Origin of the sequence: Alkaliphilus oremlandii OhILAs (assembly GCF_000018325.1) — a bacterium.
GTDB lineage: Bacteria > Bacillota > Clostridia > Peptostreptococcales > Natronincolaceae > Alkaliphilus_B > Alkaliphilus_B oremlandii.
Genome location: NC_009922.1, coordinates 2,511,753 through 2,533,226, shown reverse-complemented (window position 1 = coordinate 2,533,226; position 21,474 = coordinate 2,511,753). Strand labels below are relative to the sequence as shown.

Genomic DNA, 21,474 nt, shown 5'->3' with positions numbered 1-21,474 from the left:
TAATATGATATAAAATATGGAGGTGGCATTATGCCTAAAATTGTAAATATGGAAGAAGCCATAAGTCATGTTCAAGATGGTATGACTGTTATGGTGGGTGGTTTTTTAGGCTCTGGAAGTCCTCATAAAATCATCGATGCATTGGTAGAAAAAGGTGTAAAAGACTTAACCTTAATTTGTAATGATACTGCATTTGTAGATGCTGGCGTTGGTAAAATGATTGTGACAAAGCAGTTTAAAAAGGTGATCGTCTCTCATATTGGAACAAACAAAGAAACTGGTAGACAGATGAACGAAAAAGAGACAGAGGTTGTATTGGTTCCTCAAGGAACATTAGCAGAGCAGGTTCGAGCAGGTGGAGCGGGTCTTGGTGGAATTTTAACACCGACAGGAGTTGGCACACTGGTTGAAGAAGGGAAGCAAAAAATAGAAGTTGGCGGTAAAACATACCTGTTAGAGTTGCCTCTAAGAGCTGATGTAGCACTTATTTTCGGAAATAAGGTTGATAAAAAAGGAAATATTTATTTTGAAGGTGCTTCTAGAAACTTTAATACACTAATGGCTATGGCAGCGGATACTGTTATTATCGAAGCAGAAGAGATTGTGGAAGTTGGGAGCATCGCTCCTCAAGATGTAGTAACCCCTGGCATATTTATAGATTACATTGTTGGAGGTGGAAAGTAATGAGTATGAATAATCCAAAGGAATTTATCGCAAGAAGAGTTGCCAAGGAACTAAAGGATGGCGATGTCGTAAATTTAGGAATCGGATTACCGACCATGGTAGTCAACTATATTGAGAAGGATGTAGATATTATACTACAGTCTGAAAATGGTTTTGTTGGTCTGGGCCCTGCACCAGAAGCTGGAAAAGAAAATCCTTATATCGTAAATGCGGGAGGTCAGCCTGTAACCATTAAGGAGGGCGGCGTATTCTTTGATAGTGCTATGTCTTTTGCCATCATTCGAGGTGGACATGTGGATGCAACCGTATTGGGTGCGCTTCAAGTAGACCAAGAAGGAAACCTAGCAAACTGGATGATCCCTGGTAAAATGGTTCCGGGCATGGGCGGTGCAATGGATCTAGTAGTAGGTGCAAAGAAGGTTATCGTAGCAATGGAGCATACAGCAAAAGGTAGCGCAAAGATATTAAAAAAATGTACCCTACCATTAACCGCTGCGGCGCAAGTAGACCTAATTGTTACAGAGATGGGAGTTATGGAGGTTATCAAGGAAGGATTGGTTCTAAAAGAAATCAACCCAGCGTTTACATTGGATGAAGTGAAGGCAGCTACGGAAGCAGATTTAATTATCCCAGCAGATTTAAAAAGCATGGAATAGAACTATACAATAAAGAACCCTCTATATATTTATAAATCTTGTCAAAAATATTGACATTGGAATGTTTATAAATAGGTGGAGGGTTATTTTTATTTTTTAATCGAGTATGCTCTAATCTAGAGATATGCTTGGATAACTTTTCAGACTAAAATTTAAAGGAGATTCTAAAGACGTATTGAAAATATAATGGAATATACAGATCATAGAGATAAAGGTTCTATGAAAAGGAGGAGAGTTTATCTGTGAAAATACTCGTTACAGGTTTTGATCCGTTTGGGGGAGCGCATATAAATCCTGCCACGGAGGCGATTAAGTTATTACCTCAACAGATCAATGGTGCAGAAATTATTACGATTCAAATTCCTACCGTATTTAGAAAAAGTATCGATGTGTTATTTAGAGCTATAAAAAAAGAGAGTCCAGATATGGTGATTTGCATCGGTCAAGCAGGAGGACGATACGATATCACCGTAGAAAGAGTAGCCATCAACGTAGATGATGCGAGAATTGAGGATAATGAAGGCAATTTACCCATAGATTCTCCTATTTTTGAAGATGGTGCACCTGCATATTTCTCAGATCTTCCAATCAAAGCGATGGTACAGGCCATGCAAGCGGCAAATATCCCTGCATCTATATCCAATACAGCAGGCACCTTTGTGTGCAATCATCTGATGTATGCTGCCTTGCACTATGCAAGTCAGTATCAACCAGATATGAAGGTAGGGTTTATACACATTCCATACTTAGTTGAACAGGTAGTAGGAAAGGCCAACACGCCAAGTATGAATATACAGGATATCGTAAGAGGACTTACGGTCGCCATCCATGCAGCCATTGAAAATAAACGGGATATCAAAGTGCAGGGAGGCGCCATTTGTTAGGTCTATTTTAATTATGATATAATCATATAGAAAAATGTAAAAATTAGATAGGAGGTATAAGATGGCACTTTTAGAGATTACTGTAGCACCATTAGGTACGGGAGATACCAGTGTTAGTAAGTATGTAGCCGCTTGTCATAAGGTATTAGCAAAGGAAGAGGGAATTCAGTATCAGCTAACCCCTATGTCTACCATTATCGAAGGAGAGATCGATCGATTATTTGAGGTGGCTAAAAAGCTTCATCACGTTCCGTTTAGCGAAGGCGCCATGAGGGTTTCCACCAGCATGAAAATTGACGATAGAAGAGATAAGGAAACAACCATAGAAGGTAAATTGGCATCTGTTAAAAGTAAATTATAGCGAGAGGCTCCTGATAGTTCAGGAGCTTTTTATGACCTAACCCAATTTATGCGACTGGAAGGAGCGATAAATTGTTGGTAGGTCAAACGCAACGAGCACCAAATTTGCACGACCAGAGGGAGTGAATAAATTTGAGTTGCGAGACTGCGAAATAACCCAATTTATGCGACTGGAAGGAGTGATATGCAACTCTTTATTGAATTATGATATAATTCTTGTATAGTATCGGTTTATGGCAAAAGCTTGATAAGATTGGAGGAGATTCCCATAAAAATTCAATATCAAATCACAGAGGAAGACTATATTCAGTTTAATTTGCATCATCTTGAAAATTCCCCGTCACAGAAGAAAAACTATAATCTATTACGGTATTTGATCCCGATAATATTCTCAGTACCGGTATACGCCATAGGGACCGTCCTATTTAAACAACCGAAGGAGTATTGGATTGTAATTGCAATCCTATTTATTGTAATATGGATCCTCCGATATCCAAAGATGTATATACGGTTAGTAGAAAAGCAGACGAAAAAACTATTGGATGAAGGAGATAATTCTTCTGTATTTGGGAAAAAGACCATGGTCATCTACGAAGATCATTTTGAAGTTTCAGATGGCATTGGAACAGAAACAGTATCTAAGAACAGTATTAAGGATATTAAGGTCCATGAGGACATGGTCTTAATCTATTTAAGTGCTTTTTCTGCTGAAATTATACCAACGAGATTTTTAGATGAGGAAACGAAGACATCTCTTCTGGAACAACTGAAGGGATAGAGAAGTATAGTGTGGAACGGAAAGAGTTGATTTCATTGGAAGAATATAAGGAAGTTGTCATATCCATTCGCAGCCTCGTAGAGTTTGTGCTGATGTCTGGGGATTTAGACAGCCGATTTACAGGAAGCAGCAGAGCGTTAGAGGGTACTCGAGCTCATCAAAAGGTACAAAGGTCCTATAAAGAAGGATATACCCCAGAGGTTTCACTGAAGTATTGCTTTCCATATAAAAAATATCAGATGACAGTACAAGGTAGGGCCGATGGCATATTAATTGAAGAAGATCGGATCATCATCGATGAAATAAAGTCCACCACCCTGCCTTTGGACCTTTTAGAAGAAAATCGGAATCTAACGCACTGGGGACAGGCAAAATGCTATGGATATATTTACGCTAGAGAGCATCAACTTCAAAATATAGACATTCAACTGACTTATTACCATCTAGATACGGAAGAAATAAAAAAATTCCGAAAAACATGGACCTTTGAAGAGCTAGAACGCTTTTTCAATGAACTGATAGAGGCCTATTACAACTGGGTGGACACCTTGGAGCATTGGAAACGAGCACGTAATATCAGTATTAAAGAATTACAATTTCCCTTTTCCAATTATCGTAAAGGGCAGAGGGAATTGGCAGTGGCAGTGTATCGAACCATTAAGGAGGAAAAGAAGCTTTTTGCCCAAGCACCGACGGGGATCGGAAAGACCATCTCCACTTTATTTCCCACAGTGAAGGCAATAGGGGAAGGGATTACCTCCAAGGTATTCTATTTAACAGCAAAAACCATAACGCGGCAGGTTGCAGAAGAAGCTTTTAGCAGAATGAAATCCATGGGGCTAAGATTTAAAACCGTTACTTTAACTGCGAAGGATAAAATATGCTTTGAAAAAGGAAAACAGTGCAATCCAGAGGAGTGCAGTTTTGCAAAAGGACATTTTGACAGAGTTAAAAGTGGATTAGCGGATCTATTTCAGAATGAGGACTCTTTTACCAGGGAAATTATAGAATTTTATGCCCAAAGGCACCAAATCTGTCCCTTTGAGTTTTCGTTAGATATTGCAATATGGGCAGATGGCGTTATCTGTGATTATAACTATGTTTTTGACCCTAGGGTATACTTAAAAAGATTCTTTGCAGATGAAAAGGGGGACTATACCTTTTTAATTGATGAGGCCCACAACTTAGTGGATCGATCCAGAGGGATGTTTTCAGCAGAAATCAACAAGAAGATATTTTTAGAGCAAAAAAGAGTGATGAAGCATCAGAGCCAAAAAGTATACAAGACCTTGGACAAGTTAAATGCTTTTATGATTGAGGCGAGAAAGAAGTGTGGAGAGCACTCTTTTTATATACAGAAGGAAGAGAACACAGAGATTTATCATTTATTGGCTAGTTTCGTTAGAGAGACTGATGAACTTTTTAAAGAAGGCTATCAAATGGATGAGAACAAAGATCTATTAGAGCTGTATTTTAATGCGTTTGCTTTTTTAAAAATTGCGGAATTTTACGATGAAAGATATAGAACCTATATAGAAAAAAGACAAGGTGATGTATTTTTCAAGATTTTCTGCCTAGATCCATCCTATTTATTGGGGGAGGCAATTAAAAGAGGAAGAACAGCGATTTTCTTTTCTGCAACCTTAACGCCGCTACCTTATTTTAAGGAGATTTTAGGTGGCGCAGAAGAGGATTATGCCATCCGATTAGGCTCGCCCTTTGAATCCGAAAACCTAGGATTGATGGTAGCGGACTATATCTCTACGAAATATAGGAACCGAGATCGCAGTTATATACATATAGCAGATGTGATTGCCAAGGTATCCGAAGGTAAAACGGGAAATTATTTTGTTTTTTTCCCCTCCTATCAATATATGAGAAGGGTATTGGATGTATTTGTAGAAGAATATCCTCATATCAATGTATTACAGCAGCAACAGACCATGACAGAAGAAGAGCGGGAAGAATTTTTAAATAAATTTGAAGATCAACCGGAGCGTACATCTATTGCTTTTGGTGTTTTAGGGGGCATATTTTCCGAAGGAGTCGATTTAGTAGGAGAACGATTAATTGGTGTAATTATTATTGGTGTAGGACTTCCACAGCTTTCTTTGGAGGTAAACCTGATCATGGAATACTTTAATCAGAAAAATAATAAGGGCTACGAATATGCTTACATGTTTCCTGGCATGAATAAGGTATTACAAGGTGCAGGGCGAGTTATACGGACGGAAACGGACCGAGGCATTGTTTGTCTTGTAGATGACAGATTTACTTCCTATGGCTATCAAGCTTTATTTCCACCAGAGTGGAAGCATTTTAGGAAAGTGAAGGATAAAAAGCAAATCGAAACCTACCTAAAAGAGTTTTGGCATAATTCAAGTGATAATACAGATCAAAGGGAAGAAATTTGAAGAGAGAACTAATTGGAGGGTGAAAGAATGTATCCTATGAGCCATGTAGGCGTAAGGGTTAAGAATATGCAGGTTTCCACGGAATTTTATTGTAAGGTATTGGAATGTACAGTTACAGGAAGCCTAGAAAATGAAATCAGAAAGATTGTATTTTTAAAGGCAGGAAATAGTGTTATTGAGTTAATCCATAAATTTGAAGATAACGAAAAAAGAAGTGCAGGGCCCGTGGATCATATTGCTTTTGCTGTAGAGAATTTAGAGCGTGAGATTGAAAGATTGAAAAATCTAGGGGTTCAGATAATAGGAGGTATCATTCAAGTAACAGAACGTATGCGGGTTATTTTCTTTGAAGGTCCCGACGGTGAGCGGCTGGAATTTGTAGAGCAAAAATAGAGTGATTGAAAGTCTTGGGAGGAAGTATTTTATGAGAATAGGGGAATTTGCAAAGAAATATGATCTTACCATTGATACCATTCGCCATTACATGGATATAGAACTTCTTCTGCCAGAGAAGAAGGGGGGGCATTATTTCTTTGGGGAGAAGGAAGAAATGAATTTAAAGGAAATTCTCGATTTAAAGGCGCTAAAATTTACATTATCTGAAATTCAAAAAATTATAGGCTATTCACGATTATCTCAATTGAGAACGAAGGAAGATCAAAAATATATCCGAGCGATCCTATGGCATAAGAAAAACACCTTAGCTGAAGAGGAACGTAGTATTAAAAATGCTCTGGAGATATTAAATAATAAAATTCAAGAAATTGATTGTATTGACGAGGTTGTAGAAGGAAAAATAGGAAAAACAGGAATTCATATATCGTTTATGCCGTATCTGAATTGTCCCAAATGCCAGACGCCGTTAGAACTGGAGGACGGAAAGATTACCAGCAATATGGTAATGGAAGGGACTTTTAAATGTAGCTGCGGCTATGGCGGGAATGTAGAGAATGGAATTTATATATCCTTAGATTCTGAAGATGAGAAGAATATTCAAAAAGGACCTGTTGACCCCAATGTAAAACCAGCCGCTACTTTAGGTGAATACATGGATGGAACGGAGACATCTTTAATTAATCACATCTATAAATCTATCGACGCTATTATAAGTCACATAGATTTAGAGAATTTGAATCATAAGATCGTATTAGAGCTTGGAACTGGGTCTGGATTTTTTATCAAACAGTTCTTATCCTATCTCACTCCAAACAGTATCTATATTGTGACGGATAATGATGTGGGTAGGATTCAATACATCAAAGATTATCTAGAACAGCATTCCCCAGATTGTAAATTCATCTATATTTGTGCTGATTTTATGAAATTACCAATTCGGAATGAAAGTATGGATTATATTGTAAATTACTTGACTTCTTTGACTTATAATTTTAGAAATGAACAAATTTTAGATTCGATCGTAATTCCTAAGATAAAGAAGGGTGGAAATTTGATAGGATGTTCTTATTATGTAAAATCCGGATCTAAATTATTAAAATCTGTACCTTCTACTTCAAGAAGATACTTTGAGGGAAAATCATATAAAAATGAGATTCTAAATTTAGGATTCAATCATATAGAAATGAAGGATATTGGTGCAATTGCCATCAATTCGAAGTATGAAGGAATGATTAAGGGACATGAGCTATCGACACTGGTTTACTGTGGTACCAAATAGAAAATTTGAATAGGAATATGGTGTATACACCATGTTCCTATTTTTGATGGTTCAAAAAATATGAAAATTTATATTGAACTTGCGTATAGACCGTACATTAAGATATAAATAAGACATTGTAAACGAGAATAGAGGAAATTAGAACATTCAAAAATACAATTTCAATATTTTATTTTAATTGGAGGGAATGATATGGAGGTTCGGCAGAATACAGTTGCAGAAAAATCAGCAACTTCAGACAGGATGAATTTGATTTTGTTTGTTGCAGGGAAATTTGTTTCACTTTTTGGAACGCAAATTTATAGCTTTGCCATAGGTCTATATGTATTAGAAAAAACAAATTCAGGGCTTTCCTTTGCCAGCAGTATTATTTTTAGTATGTTGCCTAGAGTAATCATCGGTCCAGTTGCAGGGGTAGTAGCCGACCGATTTGATCGTAAAAAAATTGCTGTGGGCATGGATTTTTTATGTGGTGTACTGATGGTGCTATTTTTTATGATAAGTAAATTGAATGGAATCAAGCTTCACTATATTTATATTTTTTCTTTTTTACTATCGACGGCCAATGTGTTCTTTGATGTAGCTATGGAAGCCAGCAAACCAAACTTGGTCCATAGTAAGAATTTAACCAGAATTAATTCATTATCTCAAAGTATCAACTCCATAGCGGCGATTAGTGGCCCCTCCCTAGGAGGATTGGTCTATGGAATTTTGAATATACAATGGTTCCTATTGCTCAACGGGATTTGCTTTATCTTATCTGGCATATCAGAAATTTTTATTAATTTTGAGTATAACAAGATCGTCGATGAAAGCAAAGAAAAGGAAAACCTTACTGTAATACAGGAATTAAAAGAAGGGATAGAATTTTTTAGAAGCAATAAGGTCTTATTCAGTATCATGTCTTTTTCTTTAATCATTAATTTTGCAATGCAGCTTTCAATTACAGTGCCATTGCCCTATATTTTAACGAATACATTACAGTTGACATCGATACAATACGGGACGGTAAAGGGTGCTTGGCCTGTAGGAATCTTACTAGGCTCCATCCTATTATCATTTTTACCCCAACGGGATAAGATATTTAAACAAACAGCCATATTTTTAGGAATATTTATCGGAATATTGATGGCAATAGCACTTCCTGTAATGCCCATGTTGAATCAATATTCAGCCAATCAATACTTTATATATTACATGTTGATTATGGGAGTAGGCGGCTTGCTTGTAGCTTTTATAGATATCCCGATCATGGTTGTTTTTCAAAAGCTTGTGCCAGATGAGGTGCGAGGGAGAGTATTTAGTCTAATTGGAACCATGGCAATTGGTATCGCACCATTGGGGCTACTGATAGCAGGTGCTTTCATCGATTATATTCCCACATGGATCCTTCCTATAAGTGCAGGGGGAATCTTAATCATCAGATTAATTTTATTTGTTAGGGATGAAGAATTGAAAAAGCTGTTATAAAAGAGGGATGAGAAGGTTGCTTATAAAGAGCAACTTTTTTTATTGGCATCTTGACAAAGGGATAAAATCCATATAACCTATACATAGATAATCGATGTATAGATGAAGGAGGTATTCTATGAAAATTGACAAGGATTTGATGAAAGGGAGTACGACGCTACTTATATTGAATTTACTCAGTATCGAAGACATGTATGGATATCAAATGGTAAAAGAATTGGAAATGCGTTCGGACGACACCTTTACTTTAAAAGAGGGAACCATGTATCCCATTTTACATACCTTAGAGAGTGAAGGAATGGTAGAGTCTTATTGGGATGAAAGCGGCACTGCTCGAAAACGAAAATATTACCATATTACAGATAAAGGTCAAAAAATGTTGGCCCATAAGAAAAAGGAATGGCAGATTTATAGCAATACTGTAAACAAAGTGATTGGCGGTGCTTGTTTTGAATAAATATATTGTAAGTTTCTTAAATGAAGTATGCAAAGAAATAAAATATCACGGTGTTCATAAAAATATTTCTGAAGAAATCCAAGGACATATTGATGAGATAGCGGATCAGTATATTGAAAATGGAATGGAAGAAGAGCAAGCAATACAAAGAGCCATTGTGCAAATGGGGGACCCTGCTGAAATAGGGAAGGAACTCAATAAAACCCATCGACCTAAGACGGAATGGTCCATCTTAGTACTGATTGGCGCTATGGTTTCAATCGGGGGAATTACTTTATTTGCCCTTGCAAATGACGCAGCATTCTCTAGCTTTGAAGGATTCCTTGTAAATTATTTAATTTATACAGTGATGGGCTTCGTTGCCTTGATCGGCTGTTTCTTTTTCGACTATACGAAGCTAGAAAAGTATTCTATGTACATTTTTATAGGGACTATTGTTTGTTTAGGGATCTATGAAGGTTTTGTACTTGGTGTATTCACAGGGACATTTTGGGGAACTTCGGTATATGGACCTTATATTCGATTGGGCAGATTTGCTTTCTCCACAATCGATATGATCGTGTTGATTTTCATCGTATCTTTTTCAGGTATTGTAAATAAGTGGGCCACTGGAGATATAAAGAATATGATAAAACTATTGGCATTGGCAGCTATGGCTTGTATTCTTATGGTGTATCTATCTCTTGCAAGAGCTATGCTACTGAGTGCAGGATTTTTAGTGATGATTACAAAGGCTATTTTAGATAAAGAATTTAATGGCAGTAAAAAAGGATATTTGCTTTCAATATACGGCGGTGGAATAACCATTGTATGTGCAGTGCTGATCTGGGTTTATCGGAATATAGGAATTCATTACAGAGCCGATCGAGTGGCTGTATTTTTAAATCCTCAATTAGATCCATTAGGAGCAGGATATGTAGATGCACTTTTAAAAAAGCTTCTTTCAAATGCTAAGTTATTTGGTGCAAACGATCAACTGTATTTAATGCAAGGAAACACTCCTAGAATCGCATTACCAGAAGCAAATACAGATTTCATCTTTACCTACATTGTTTCTGCCTTTGGTTGGATTGCAGGTATCATAACCATCATGGTAATCGTACTGGCTATTGTTCGCATGTTTCTAGCAACTCGGAAGATCAATCATCCATATGGTCGGTATCTAGCGAGTGCGATCGTAACCATATTTTCTTTACAAGCAGTAGCAAATATTTTAATGAACATGGGGATGTTTCCGATCACAAGTTTTTCGCTACCGTTCATTTCCTACGGTGGCAGTAACTTTGTTGTAAACATGGCTTTAGTAGGGCTGCTGCTCAGCGTGTACCGCAGAAAAGATTTGCTCATAAGGAAGGAAGGCTATCAATATGGAGTCGATCATTAGATATGTGTTGAACATGGTGCCCTATATGATTGCAATGTTACCTATTTTAATAGCAGTAAGAATATCTATAAAGTTGCCTATAATAAAAGAGGGGAAGAAGCTCAACATTGTACATGAAATCGGTGTGATTATTTTTATTCTGTATCTTGTAGGGCTGGCATCTCAAACGATTATTCCAAAGTTTGAATTGGGTAGAAATAGCATTGAGATCGTTGGGCGGATCGGCTTTGATTATAATCGGATCAATACAATACCATTCAATAAAATAAAAGAAGTCCTATCTCTTGTTCGATTGGGAAATTTTAATTATTTATGGATAGAGGTTTTAGGTAATATTGGTGTATTTTCAGTGATTGGTTTTATGCTACCTCTGCTATGGACGAAGCTTGAAAATATAAAAACTGTACTTCTTTGTTTTTCAATTTCAGTTTGTATAGAGACAGTACAGCTCATATTACCGAGAGCGACGGATGTGGACGATTTGATAATGAATACCTTAGGAGGACTCATCGGATATATAGGATATATGATTTTTAAAAGGCTATTTCCTAAGTCTACATCCAAATTTAAAGGGGAAAGCGAACTTTAAACAGAGAAGGAAAATAACCCATAGGATCTAAGTTTTATGTAAGGTCAAGTTGACATTTATATCTAATTTTGTTATGTTTAAAATGTAAGGTCAACATTACAGAGGTGAATATTTATGAAGAATCGATTGAAAGCATTGAGAGAATCCTTCGAATTAACTCAAGAACAGCTAGGAGCATTGGTTGGCGTATCGAGGCAGGCAATTAATTCTATTGAAACAGAGAAGTTTGAGCCCTCCATATGGCTGGCTTATGATATTTCAAAAGTATTTGAATGCTCTATTGAGGATATTTTTCTATTTGAGGAAAGTGAACGAAAATCAAGAGCTCAACAAAGTAGAGGTGTAGTTTAGATGGCATTGAGAGAAATCAGATTGATGGAAGATCCTATATTAAGAAAAAAAAGTAAAAAAGTTGAAGTGGTAGATGATAAAATCAGACAGATACTAGAGGATATGGCTGAAACCATGTATCATACAGAAAATGGTGGTGGATTAGCAGGCCCTCAGATTGGTATATTAAAGCGATTGGTTGTAATCGATATGGGGCAGGGTCTTATGAAATTAGTGAATCCAAGGATTGTTAAGGAAGAAGGAACGCAAACGGTGATCGAAGGATGTTTAAGTATCCCGAATCAATTTGGCAAGCTGGCAAGACCTGCAAAAGTCATCGTAGAAGCATTGAATGAATATGGAGAAGAGATTACAATAACAGCTACGGGAAATCTAGCGAAGTGTTTTTGTCATGAAATTGACCATTTAAATGGGATACTCTTTACGGATCTAGTGACGGAGTATGTAAAATAAAAGGACACATTAAGAAATTATAGTATAGATGAGTTTCAATAAAAGCTTCTTTAGAAGCTTTTATTATGGAAAAATATTGGTAAAATTAGATATTTGAATGAGCGAGATTCCTACATAAAATTAAGCTATGGTAGGGCAGGGAATACGAGGAGGAACTATAGCTGAACTCCCTATAATTCCCTTACAGGCAGAAGCATCTCAGTTAGTTACCTTTAATATATTGCCATAGATACATCTAAAATGGTAAATCTAACGGATGAAGGCAAAGTAGAGCTTTTAAAGAGGTTAGAGGACTATGGATTTGAAGTCTTAAATAATAGCAAAATTAGCAGGCATATTAAATGTAACTTGCGATTATTTATTGAAGGAAGATGAACCAGCTTTGGTAAGTGTATCTAGGTCTGATGAAGGTGCCTACACACTAGACTGGACCAAACTATATCCTGTTCTTGCTGAATATGAGAATGTTGTCAGCTGTAGTGAATACTATGAAATATTTGCCAAGATGATAAAAGATATGGTGAAAGCTTACAATTATTCCCGTGAAGACGCTATGTTGGTTCTGAAGGATTTGTTTTATAAAACATATTTACAATTACAAAGAGAAGAAAAGTAATTAGAAGATTTGTAGATTTGTCTAGAAGGGATATCGATTGAGTATTTTTATCTGATGAAGCAGACCGAAACGGCCTGCTTTTATTATTTTAAGTACTTGAAACTATAAGCTTTACCTAGCGTTGAGTACACCATAAAGTTTGCGAACCATAGCGAACAAATTTTATTTTTTAAACTGAACGTAAAATGAATCTTTATTCAGAGCCTTGAAGGTATAGCCTTCTTTAATAAGCTCTTCAATGATGAAAGGCAATGCCTCCACAGTGCTTGTTTTGGGAGAACTGTCATGGAATAGAATGATGGCAGGATTGTTGTTACGTGCGCCTTCCAGCACGGTATTGATAATGATATTTCGATCTTGCTTGACGGCTTTGGCATCCTTGGAATCTACGTTCCAGTCGAAATATTGATAACCATCGTAAAGGATTTTCGTTGTAATACGTCTCATAAATTTATCATCGGAATACTTGTGAGACATTGTGTTGTTAGAGCCTCCTGGAAATCGCATAATCTCCATTTTGACTCCTGTCAGCTGATGAATGTAGTCTTCAAGTTTCTTAAAATCCCTTAAAAAATTTTCTTCGGAGGAATAGATTTCTTTATAATTGTGAGAATACGTATGGTTTCCCAAAGTGTGACCTTCATCTACGATTCGTTGATAGAGGCTTTTTTCATAATCTCCAGACTTTCCAATGACAAAAAAGGTCGCCTTAATATCATATTCCTTTAAAATATCCAGCACTTTCACCGTATTTATACTGGGACCATCATCAAAGGTTAAATATACAATTTTCTCAGAATCTATCGTTGTCTTTAGTACATTTGGACGAAAAAAAGCTCGTTCAGTCTTTCTGCTTTATTCATTAGCTCATTATTTTGTTCTTCAAGATTTTGTGCAGTAATTCTCATATAATGGACATCCTCGGTATACTTCAACTGATTCTCTATGAGGTCCTTATGACTGGAGAGAACTTCTTTATTTAAATGAATCAGTTCTTGATTTTGAGCCATTAATTCATTGAAGTAAAAATTTTGAAATATGAGAATGATGCAGATGAATAATCCCAACATTAAGTAATTCTTATCCTTTAAAATAGAGCTTTCATTGAGCATGATATATCCTCCTAGTCTATGGTCGTGGCATAATATACTTTATTCATAGAGTGGTAAATCTATGACAAGCTACTCCCATAATTTTGAACGACATGCGTTTGAAGCAGTGACATAAAAATATGCTCCACTCTATAGCAAACAGCTTTGGAATTGAACTGTTTATTATGAGTGGAGCATACAAGAAATATTAGATCAAAGGCGCTGATACTACTTATCGAAAACCTTCATATCCATAAGACCTAGGCGTTTTGCTACAATAGTAGTTCCGCATAAGTCGCCCACATTATTGAGGACTGTGTGAGCAGGATCAATTACAGGCCAAACAGCGGCGAGAATCGGAATTAGTGTAAGTGGCATACCTAAAGTTTCGAGCAAAACGGTGGACATAACGACCCCTGCACCTTTTACCCCTGCTGCTCCAATGGAAAGAACCATACCTAAGAAAATGAACTGTAGAACTCCTCCAAAGGTAATGTCAAAGCCATATAAATTTGAAGCAAAAATACAGCACATTCCAACAAATAATGCAAATCCACTCATACCACAGGTGTTGCCAAGTGGCAGGGCAAATCCATAAACATTTTCAGGAATTCCTAGTTCTTCATCCGCTGTTTTCATTGAGACAGGCAACGTTGCTGCCGAAGAGGTGGTAGAAATAGCAACTAACATAGCTGGAGCAATTTTTTGCATAAATTTAAATGGATTGATTTTAGCAATAAACTTTATAATCAGTGGATAAATAATAATCAATATTATAGCCGCAGATAGGATATCAAGCACTAAAAAAATCATGATTTCTTTCATCATTGCGCCACTGACAGTAGAGACCATTGTGGCCATGAGAGACATAATACCGATCGGAGAAAACTCCATAATAAACTCTGTTATTTTCAGCATGGCTTCGCTGCCTTGGTCAATCAGCTTTACCAAACCATGAACCTTTTCCCCAAGAGTAAGAAGAGCAATGCCAAGAAACATACAGAAAACAATAATTTGAAGCATATCTGCATTAACAGCGGATTCTACAACATTTGTTGGGAACCAATGAATTACATTTTCAATAAAACTATAGGATACTTCACTGCCAGCCTCCATCGTTGTTAAAAATTCTGTTGTACCTTGTCCCGGTTGAAAAATAAGGGCAACACCAACACCGACAGCGGCAGAAATAATAGCGGACACGACAATCCATAGAACATAACGAGATCCTACTGTACGTAATTGTTTAACATCTCCCATTTTACATATACCACTCGTGATACTAAAAAATACTAAAGGAACAATAAGCATTTTTAACATTCTTAGAAATACATTCCCTAAGGGGGAGATAAACACTGCTACATCTGTAGATAGAAATCCGATTCCCAAGCCTATAATAATACCAGCAAGGATTTTTTTCCAAAGAGGGATATTTTTTAATTGATTCATAATAAGCGCGTCCTTTCTTATTGATCTCGGCGAAAAGTTTTTGCTATTTCTGCTGTTATACGAAGAAAATCATCAATATCAGAAGTATCATGACAATGAAGAGGGGATACTCTAATAGCACCCTTAAGATTCAGGGATTCTACGATTCGTTTAGAATAAAGGCTTGTATCAACTCGTTCGAAGACTGTCACACCACGTTTGTAATATTCTTTCACTGCTTGGGTATAATCTAATCCATCAATACCAATAGCAGATATTAAATCACGGGCAACTGTATCTGCTGAATCTAGGAATACCTGAACGCCAGGAATATGTCTTAGTCCCGGAACTTCATCGGTTCCTTCCATCATATGAATCAGTAGAGAATGCTCCTGAAGGTGAATTTGATTCATTCCTTCCACAAACAATTCTCTTCTATTGTTACTAGCGCTGAAACGACTCCCTAACCAACATACATAATCTACTACTGCTGTAACAGATGCAAAGTTTGAGTGGGGGAATGTACCCAATTCCCATTCATTTTCGGGTTTTGCTAACAGCTTGTGATGTGGCATTTTTGCAACTCTATCTGAGATATAACCATAGCCACAACCTCTAATTCCAAATGCTTTATAAGGAGCAAAATTAGCCCCATCTAATTTCAATTTTTCTACATCTATAACACCATGAGGTACATGCTGAACAGCATCACTAATAATATAAATATCTGGATTAATTTTACGGGCTTCTAAAACAATTTCTTCAAGATCAAAAATATAGCCAGAAATATTAGATGCACTCATTACACTGAGTAAACACGTGTCTTTATCAATATGCCGAAGAATTTCTTCTGTATCCACGCCGCCGGTTTTAGGATTTGCCATTGCAACACGAAATTCCTTTCCAGTACGCTGAGCATACATTTTTGCGGAATCATATGCCGAAGGGTGTTCTATTGATGTCGTAACAACATTTGTTCCAGGGGCATTTTCCATAATTGTACGTGTAATTTGGAACATAACCTGTGAAGCTGTGAGTTCTGTAACCAGAGCACCAGATTTAGCTCCAAAAATTACCTCCATAATATCTTGGATGCCTTTTTCCTTAACATTTTTAAGCATTTCTGCGATATCATGAATACGTTCTGGACAATCGGGGATTTTTTCAAATGTACTTTTAGCTTCTACTGCTGCTTTTAAACGGAGAGATCCTCCAGAGTTTTCGAAAAATTGACGCTTTCTTCCGGTATGATCCTCATTTACATAATAAAATTTATTCTTAATTTCAGATTGTAAAGAGGGTTCGAAAAAAATTTTTTTATCCGTTATTTCCATAATATGATTCCTCCATATTTAATTAATGGTTTTACTATAACCCTTAAAGCATTGATACAATATCTGTAAAACCTAAGCTTTCACTATAAAAATGAAAATTCGTTAGCACAACAAACTTGCTCTTTTGATAAAGTATTAAAATTTCATATTTTTTGACTTTTTAAACAATTACAAATCGATTTGCTTTGTTAAAATAAATTTATCATACTTACATATAGTTGAAAATCAAATAATTTAGATATATAATATCTAATAATTAAATATTATAGGAGGTATTTTGTGGATATTTCGAGTGCAAAGGTATTCTTAGCTGTAGTTTCCACTAAAAGTATTTCTCGTGCTGCTGAGATGCTATACCTATCTCAATCAACGATTAGTTTTCAATTAAAATCACTGGAAGCGGAAATCGGGGTTAAACTTATTGAAAGGAGGAGGGGGCATAGGCAAGTTGAAATAACACCAAAAGGATCGGAGTTTATATCCATTGCGGAGCGTTTTGTCCAAGTATGGAATGAGGCTCACGAATTACAAAATAAAAATACCGATAATTTAGTTATTAGCAGTGTTGATAGTTTGAACAACTATGCTTTTTCGGCTTTTTATGAACAACTGTTATTTGGAGAGAACCCCATGCGACTTAAGGTATTTACCCACCAAACACCTGAAATATTCGAACAGGTGGATAATCGAATGGCAGATGTAGGGTTTGTACTTAGTCAAAGAAAATATCAGAACGTAATTGCAAAATCTATTTTCCGAGAGAAGTTAGTATTTGCACAGTTAAAGGATAAAAAACCAGATGAGAATTGTAAATTCCATGCATCAGATTTGGATTTCAATATGGAAATTCTATTTGATTGGGGACCAGAGTTTTCACAGTGGCATAGTGCATGGTGTAGACACGATATACACTCAATTTTACAGGTAGATACGATTGGCATGCTTATGCACTATTTAAGAAATAATTATTGGGCAATCCTACCTTCTTCTATCGTTAAGTCATTGCAGAAGAACTATCCGATCTATGGATTTGAAATTGATGAAGGACCTCCAGACAGAACATGCTATAAACTTACCCATCGGTTTCCAAAGCCTTCAAAGGTATCGGCTATTGAATCCTTTGAAAAGCAACTTGAAGAATATTTACTCAAAAATAAAGTGGATTTTAATTAAAGAATTTGGGCATAATATATTTTAAATCCTTTGACAATTAACTTTTTTAAGATTATAATATTTGTAACAATAGGAAGAATAAAATTAAAAGACTGTGAAGAGAAGAGTAAGTATAGGACGTAATTTTAGCGAGTCGATGACGGTGAAAGATCGATATGAAGCCTATGTGGAAGAACATCTCTGAGTTTCTAACCGAAAGCTAAGGCCAGTAGATTTAGACGGCACCACACCGTTATTCAGTGGACAGTATAATTTTGTACTGATATGGAGCCGGTCATTGATATGACAATTAGGGTGGTACCGCGAATATAGCTTTCGTCCCTTTATCTTTAAGGGATGATGGCTTTTTTTTATGACCTAACCCAATTTATGCGACCAAAGGAGCAATAAATGGATGGTAGGTCAAATGCAACGAGCATCAAATTTGCACGACTGAAGGGAATGAACAAATTTGAGTTGCGAGACTGCGAAATACTGAACCCAACAAACTAAAAGCAGTATTCAATTTTCAAAGAAATTGAGTTTATAGCCATAAAATAGAATCTAGACAAGGAGGAAAACATATGAAATCTATACTAGTGAAAGACATTTATAGAAACACAGAGAAGTATGCAGGCCAAGAAATTGTAATTGAAGGCTGGATTAGAACTTTAAGGGCATCCAAAGCATTCGGTTTCATTGAAGTCAACGACGGGAGCTTCTTCAAGAATATTCAAGTTGTATTTGAGGAAGGACTAGAAAATTTTGCGGAAGTATCCAAACTTTCTATCAGTACAGCGATTATAGTCAAAGGAAAATTGGAGATCACACCGGATGCGAAGCAACCTTTTGAGATTAAGGCAACCAGCATCGAAGTCGAGGGAGAATCTGATAGTGATTATCCACTGCAAAAGAAAAGACATACCTTTGAATTTTTAAGAGAGATCGCTCACTTAAGACCGAGAAGTAATACTTTTTCTGCAGTTTTTAGGGTACGTTCTTTAGCTGCTTTTGCAATTCACCAATTTTTCCAGGAGAGAGGCTTTGTTTACACCCATACACCGATCATCACTGGCAGCGATGCAGAAGGTGCTGGTGAAATGTTTAGAATTACAACCTTAGATCCTAAAAACCCTGGGCTGAACGAAGCTGGTGAGGTTGACTTTACAAAGGACTTCTTTGGTAAGGAAACCAGCTTAACCGTTAGTGGACAATTACAAGGAGAAGCCTATGCACTGGCTTTTAGAAACATCTATACTTTCGGACCAACTTTTAGAGCAGAAAACTCTCATACAGCGCGACATGCTTCAGAGTTTTGGATGATTGAACCTGAGATCGCCTTTGCGGACTTACAGGATAACATGGAATTAGCAGAAGAAATGCTAAAATACATTATTAACTATGTCATGGAAAATGCACCTGAGGAAATGGAGTTCTTCAATAGCTTCGTTGATAAAGGATTGTTGGATCGATTAAACAATGTAGCAACTTCTGACTTTGGCAGGGTAACCTATACAGAGGCAATCGAAATCTTACAGAAATCTGGTGAAACCTTCGAATACCCTGTAGCGTGGGGTACCGATTTACAAACAGAGCATGAAAGATATCTAACTGAAAAGGTATTTAAAAAACCTGTATTTGTAACGGACTATCCAAAAGATATTAAAGCTTTCTATATGAAGCTGAATGAAGATGGAAAAACCGTTGCAGCTATGGACCTACTAGTACCTGGTATTGGAGAAATTATTGGTGGAAGCCAAAGAGAAGATAATTTAGCGCTATTAGAAGAGAGAATGGATGCCATGGGTCTGGACAAAGAAGAGTACTGGTGGTACTTAGAGCTTAGAAAATATGGTAGCGCAAGACATGCTGGATACGGACTAGGCTTTGAAAGAGCGATTATGTATTTAACAGGAATGTCCAATATCAGAGACGTAATATCCTTCCCAAGAACACCAAAATCAGCAGAATTTTAAGGCATACAACTTTAAAGCAGATATGGAACGAGGCCATTGATGAATTCAATGGCTTCACTTATGGGAAAAATTATGTAGGATGCTTATCCTACATATGTTATAATTTTTGTAATCTATATGATCAAATATTGGTTATATTGATTTAAAAAATAAAAGAGAAAGACATATTTTAACGGAAAATTGACTATTCTACAGTTAATGCGGAATATGCGATAAAATAAAATTTGCTGGCTTATGCTCACAAACTTTATGTCGTACTGAATTTTAAGCTTGGCTTAAAATTTCAAGTGCTCAAAATAAAATCAGAGGAGATTAAAGAATGAAATCAGAGTTTTTAAATTTAGGAATTATAGAAGAAATAGTAGAGCCCCTAAGGGCAGAGGGGATTGTAGAGCCGACGCCGATCCAAAGAGAATCCATCCCAGTTGCGCTACAGGGAAAAGATATTATTGCGCAGGCACAGACCGGTACGGGAAAAACATTTGCTTTCATGCTGCCAATCCTACAAAAGATCAATAAGAATCAAAAAGATGTACAGGCTTTAATCCTTGCACCTACAAGAGAATTAGCCCTTCAAATTACGACAGAGGCTAAAAAAATAGCGAAGGGATTGGATGTTAACGTTCTTGCTGTTTATGGTGGGCAGGACGTAGAAAAACAGATTCATAAACTAAAGGGTGGAATGCATGTTGTCATCGCTACACCAGGTAGATTATTAGATCATTTAAGAAGAGGAACCATGCACTTAAAGGCAGTGAATCAGCTGGTTTTAGATGAAGCCGATCAAATGCTAACCATGGGATTTTTAGAAGAGGTAGAGTATATTATTAAAAAGACGCCACAAAATAGACAACTGATGCTTTATTCTGCTACGATCCCGAAAGGAATCAGAGCTTTAACCAATCGATATATGAAAAATCCCGTAGAAATACGAATTCATAGCAATAAGGTTACATTGGATGAGATCAAACAGCTTGTAGTAGAGACTACGGATCGACATAAACAAGAAGCTTTAATGCATATGATCAAACAGGAAAATCCTTTCCTAGCCATTGTTTTTTGCCGTACAAAGCGTAGAGTGAAGACACTGAGCGATGCGTTAATAGAAAAGGGCTTCTCCTGTGATGAGCTTCACGGGGATATGACTCAGGCAAAGAGAGAAAAGGTCATGAAAGAGTTTAGGAATGCCAAACTACAGATATTAGTAGCTACAGATGTTGCAGCAAGAGGAATTGACGTTGAAGGGATCACTCATGTATTCAACTATGATATCCCTCAGGATGTAGAGGGTTATATCCATCGTATCGGTAGAACCGGTCGTGCAGGAGATAAAGGTATGGCCATTACCTTTGCGGCACCAAAGGATCGAGATTCTTTAGCTATGATCGAGAGAGGGATCAATCAGAAGATTGTAAAAATTACATTTAAGCCAGAGGGAAGAGTTGAGTCCATAGAAGAGACCTTTGAAAGAGAAGCAAAGAAAAGGGAAGAGAGAAAAAATAAGGATAATAAATTTAAAGACAATCAAAGAAAAAATGGGGATAAAAACTCTGCCAAGGGTAGAAAAACAGAAAGTAAGAGATATGACAGCAATAAAAATGATAAGAACGACAGCAAAGGCAATAGAAGTGGGAATTATGGTAAAGGTAGAGAAAATGCTGGACCTAATTCGAGAAAGGGTAGCTCAAGAAGAGGAAACAGGTAATTTGATATTACAATAAA

General features: G+C 36.6%; 22 protein-coding genes and 1 other annotated feature. Of the genes, 18 read left to right on the top strand and 4 right to left on the bottom strand.

Annotated elements, in window-relative coordinates; all coding sequences use genetic code 11:
* Nucleotides 1-30 precede the first annotated feature (30 nt).
* The 15 genes from CLOS_RS12270 (at nucleotide 31) to CLOS_RS12200 (ending at nucleotide 12,771) form a co-directional block, all read left to right on the top strand.
* A complete protein-coding gene (locus CLOS_RS12270) occupies nucleotides 31-684 on the top strand; it encodes a CoA transferase subunit A (protein WP_012160200.1) in 654 nt (217 codons plus the stop codon).
* Complete coding sequence (locus CLOS_RS12265) at nucleotides 684-1,340, top strand: 3-oxoacid CoA-transferase subunit B (protein ID WP_012160199.1); 657 nt, start codon at nucleotides 684-686, stop codon at nucleotides 1,338-1,340. The genes CLOS_RS12270 and CLOS_RS12265 overlap by 1 nt, the downstream gene beginning before the upstream one ends.
* Nucleotides 1,341-1,582: 242 nt before the next feature.
* A complete protein-coding gene (gene pcp / locus CLOS_RS12260; protein ID WP_012160198.1) occupies nucleotides 1,583-2,224 on the top strand; it encodes a pyroglutamyl-peptidase I in 642 nt (213 codons plus the stop codon).
* A 61-nt stretch (nucleotides 2,225-2,285) separates the two neighbouring features.
* Nucleotides 2,286-2,585 carry an MTH1187 family thiamine-binding protein gene (locus tag CLOS_RS12255; protein ID WP_012160197.1) on the top strand — a complete coding sequence of 100 codons (300 nt, stop codon included), beginning with the start codon at nucleotides 2,286-2,288 and terminating at the stop codon, nucleotides 2,583-2,585.
* Nucleotides 2,586-2,837: 252 nt separating this feature from the next.
* Nucleotides 2,838-3,362 carry a YcxB family protein gene (locus CLOS_RS12250; protein WP_198006292.1) on the top strand — a complete coding sequence of 175 codons (525 nt, stop codon included), beginning with the start codon at nucleotides 2,838-2,840 and terminating at the stop codon, nucleotides 3,360-3,362.
* 11 nt (nucleotides 3,363-3,373) lie between these two features.
* Nucleotides 3,374-5,776 (top strand): ATP-dependent DNA helicase, encoded by a 2,403-nt coding sequence (locus tag CLOS_RS12245; RefSeq protein WP_012160195.1) that lies wholly within the window; start codon nucleotides 3,374-3,376, stop codon nucleotides 5,774-5,776.
* Between the two features lie 27 nt (nucleotides 5,777-5,803).
* The gene (locus CLOS_RS12240; RefSeq protein ID WP_012160194.1) at nucleotides 5,804-6,169 is read left to right on the top strand and encodes a VOC family protein; all 366 of its coding nucleotides are present in this window, start codon (nucleotides 5,804-5,806) and stop codon (nucleotides 6,167-6,169) included.
* A 31-nt stretch (nucleotides 6,170-6,200) separates the two neighbouring features.
* Entirely contained in the window at nucleotides 6,201-7,451 is a 1,251-nt protein-coding gene (locus CLOS_RS12235; protein ID WP_012160193.1) for a MerR family transcriptional regulator, read from the top strand.
* Nucleotides 7,452-7,643: 192 nt separating this feature from the next.
* Nucleotides 7,644-8,921 carry an MFS transporter gene (locus CLOS_RS12230; protein ID WP_012160192.1) on the top strand — a complete coding sequence of 426 codons (1,278 nt, stop codon included), beginning with the start codon at nucleotides 7,644-7,646 and terminating at the stop codon, nucleotides 8,919-8,921.
* Nucleotides 8,922-9,039: 118 nt separating this feature from the next.
* The gene (locus CLOS_RS12225) at nucleotides 9,040-9,378 is read left to right on the top strand and encodes a PadR family transcriptional regulator (protein WP_012160191.1); all 339 of its coding nucleotides are present in this window, start codon (nucleotides 9,040-9,042) and stop codon (nucleotides 9,376-9,378) included.
* Nucleotides 9,362-10,762: an FtsW/RodA/SpoVE family cell cycle protein gene (locus CLOS_RS12220; protein ID WP_012160190.1), complete on the top strand. Its 1,401-nt coding sequence runs from the start codon at nucleotides 9,362-9,364 to the stop codon at nucleotides 10,760-10,762. The genes CLOS_RS12225 and CLOS_RS12220 overlap by 17 nt, the downstream gene beginning before the upstream one ends.
* Nucleotides 10,746-11,351, top strand: a complete 606-nt coding sequence (locus CLOS_RS12215; protein WP_012160189.1) for a VanZ family protein — start codon at nucleotides 10,746-10,748, stop codon at nucleotides 11,349-11,351. Before CLOS_RS12220 ends, CLOS_RS12215 begins: the two co-directional genes overlap by 17 nt.
* 114 nt (nucleotides 11,352-11,465) lie before the next feature.
* A complete protein-coding gene (locus tag CLOS_RS12210; RefSeq protein ID WP_012160188.1) occupies nucleotides 11,466-11,702 on the top strand; it encodes a helix-turn-helix transcriptional regulator in 237 nt (78 codons plus the stop codon).
* On the top strand, nucleotides 11,703-12,155 hold the full coding sequence (gene def / locus CLOS_RS12205) for a peptide deformylase (RefSeq protein ID WP_012160187.1): 453 nt from the start codon (nucleotides 11,703-11,705) through the stop codon (nucleotides 12,153-12,155). It abuts the gene before it with no gap.
* Between the two features lie 361 nt (nucleotides 12,156-12,516).
* Nucleotides 12,517-12,771 carry a hypothetical protein gene (locus tag CLOS_RS12200; RefSeq protein WP_012160186.1) on the top strand — a complete coding sequence of 85 codons (255 nt, stop codon included), beginning with the start codon at nucleotides 12,517-12,519 and terminating at the stop codon, nucleotides 12,769-12,771.
* A gap of 162 nt (nucleotides 12,772-12,933) precedes the next feature.
* Here CLOS_RS12200 and CLOS_RS12195 read toward each other — a convergent pair whose 3' ends face one another.
* The 4 genes from CLOS_RS12195 to CLOS_RS12180 all read right to left on the bottom strand — a co-directional run bounded on the left by CLOS_RS12195 (nucleotide 12,934) and on the right by CLOS_RS12180 (nucleotide 16,624).
* Nucleotides 12,934-13,560 (bottom strand): polysaccharide deacetylase family protein, encoded by a 627-nt coding sequence (locus tag CLOS_RS12195; RefSeq protein WP_278183762.1) that lies wholly within the window; start codon nucleotides 13,558-13,560, stop codon nucleotides 12,934-12,936.
* 23 nt (nucleotides 13,561-13,583) lie between these two features.
* On the bottom strand, nucleotides 13,584-13,883 hold the full coding sequence (locus tag CLOS_RS12190; protein WP_012160184.1) for a hypothetical protein: 300 nt from the start codon (nucleotides 13,881-13,883) through the stop codon (nucleotides 13,584-13,586).
* A 207-nt stretch (nucleotides 13,884-14,090) separates the two neighbouring features.
* Nucleotides 14,091-15,311, bottom strand: a complete 1,221-nt coding sequence (locus tag CLOS_RS12185) for a dicarboxylate/amino acid:cation symporter (RefSeq protein WP_012160183.1) — start codon at nucleotides 15,309-15,311, stop codon at nucleotides 14,091-14,093.
* A gap of 17 nt (nucleotides 15,312-15,328) precedes the next feature.
* Nucleotides 15,329-16,624 carry an aminotransferase class V-fold PLP-dependent enzyme gene (locus tag CLOS_RS12180; RefSeq protein ID WP_012160182.1) on the bottom strand — a complete coding sequence of 432 codons (1,296 nt, stop codon included), beginning with the start codon at nucleotides 16,622-16,624 and terminating at the stop codon, nucleotides 15,329-15,331.
* Between the two features lie 279 nt (nucleotides 16,625-16,903).
* On the opposite strand from CLOS_RS12180, the gene CLOS_RS12175 reads away from it, so the two are divergent.
* The 3 genes from CLOS_RS12175 (at nucleotide 16,904) to CLOS_RS12165 (ending at nucleotide 21,457) form a co-directional block, all read left to right on the top strand.
* Nucleotides 16,904-17,797 (top strand): LysR family transcriptional regulator, encoded by an 894-nt coding sequence (locus tag CLOS_RS12175; RefSeq protein ID WP_012160181.1) that lies wholly within the window; start codon nucleotides 16,904-16,906, stop codon nucleotides 17,795-17,797.
* An 85-nt stretch (nucleotides 17,798-17,882) separates the two neighbouring features.
* Nucleotides 17,883-18,123: a binding site (T-box leader), on the top strand.
* Between the two features lie 237 nt (nucleotides 18,124-18,360).
* Nucleotides 18,361-19,752, top strand: a complete 1,392-nt coding sequence (gene asnS, locus CLOS_RS12170; protein ID WP_012160180.1) for an asparagine--tRNA ligase — start codon at nucleotides 18,361-18,363, stop codon at nucleotides 19,750-19,752.
* A 319-nt stretch (nucleotides 19,753-20,071) separates the two neighbouring features.
* The gene (locus CLOS_RS12165) at nucleotides 20,072-21,457 is read left to right on the top strand and encodes a DEAD/DEAH box helicase (RefSeq protein ID WP_012160179.1); all 1,386 of its coding nucleotides are present in this window, start codon (nucleotides 20,072-20,074) and stop codon (nucleotides 21,455-21,457) included.
* The last annotated feature ends 17 nt before the right edge of the window (nucleotides 21,458-21,474 follow it).